This window comes from Luteimonas marina (assembly GCF_007859325.1).
In the GTDB taxonomy this organism is placed as follows: Bacteria; Pseudomonadota; Gammaproteobacteria; order Xanthomonadales; family Xanthomonadaceae; genus Luteimonas; species Luteimonas marina.
On the sequence record NZ_VOHK01000018.1, the window covers coordinates 1 to 1,195 of the forward strand.

Consider the following 1,195-nt stretch of genomic DNA (forward strand, 5'->3'; position numbering starts at 1 on the left):
CACCGGCGCGGTCGGCTCCGGACCCAGCGGGATCACCACGCCGATCGACGCGATCACGTCGCTGAAGTAGCTCTCTTCCATCTGGTGCGGGTAGCCCGACGAATCCGTGCCGCTCTCGGCCGCGTAGCTCTGGTCGTCGAAATCGAAACGGGTCGCCAGCTCGGCACGCACCGCGACGCGACGGCTGAAGTCGCTCTGCACGCCCACGCCCACCTTCGCCGCCAGGTTGCCGTCCTCGCGCTGCAGCGGCGAGGTCGTGCCACCCGTCGGCACGTACTCTTCCTCCGAACGCTGGTAGCCCAGGCCGAACAGCACGTACGGCGACCAGTTGCGCCCTTCCGAAATGAAGTGGCGACGCAGGTCCACCGACACGCCGTACTGGCTCCACAGCAGGTCGCTGTTGTGCTTGAAGCTCGGGTTCTGGTAGTTCAGCGCGCCTTCCACCGACCACACCGGGCTGATGAACTTGCCCACGCCCAGGCCCAGCGCATACGCGTCGTCCGTGCGACGGTCCTCGTCCTGCAGGTTGTAGCCCGCAGAGCCGCTCAGATACCAGCGATCGTCGAAGTCCTGCGCGGACGCGACCTGCGCAACAGCCATACCCGCCAGCAAGGCGGCGCTCAACAAGCGGATTTTCATTGAAAACTCCTTCAAGGGGTCCGGAAGATCATGAAACACGAAGCAATTCTGGATTCTTACGACTGGATTCTTGCCCACTCGGACAGGTTGCCTGAGCCCCTGTCGCCATGGCTGCCAACCCGAGCATGATATCACATGCAAACGGTTTCTTAACAAGCACAGCCCGCCGCTTGAAGCCCGCGGCGACCAGGTCCCGGGCGGATGCCCGCCGGGTCGCCACGGACATTGTCCGTCAGTTCTGGACGTTCAGCTCGGTGCGGCGGTTGACCTCGCTCTTGCAGCCCGGCAGCGTCTGCGCCGTCGGCTCCAGCGGACGGCTCTCGCCGTAGCCCACCGGACCCAGCAGGCGGCCGGCGTCGACGCCGTTGCCCGTCAGGTAGTCGTACACCGCCGAAGCGCGGCGCTGCGACAGGCTCTGGTTGTAGGCGTCGGCACCGCACAGGTCGGTGTGGCCGGCCACTTCAACCCGCAGGTCGGGGTAGCGCTTCAGGATCTCCACCGCCTCGTTCAGGATCGCCACCGCGTCCGGACGCAGCGTCGACTTGTCGAAGTCGAA

At 65.6% G+C, this 1,195-nt stretch carries 2 protein-coding genes; both read right to left on the reverse strand.

Translation table 11 applies throughout. The features are described from left to right. Positions 1 to 639, reverse strand: a 639-nt coding sequence (locus FQY83_RS17495; protein WP_146389519.1) for a porin family protein, incomplete at its 3' end; no start/stop codon positions are given. A 232-nt stretch (positions 640 to 871) separates the two neighbouring features. Then, a partial coding sequence (locus tag FQY83_RS17500; protein ID WP_146389521.1) for an OmpA family protein occupies positions 872 to 1,195 on the reverse strand: 324 nt, incomplete at its 5' end.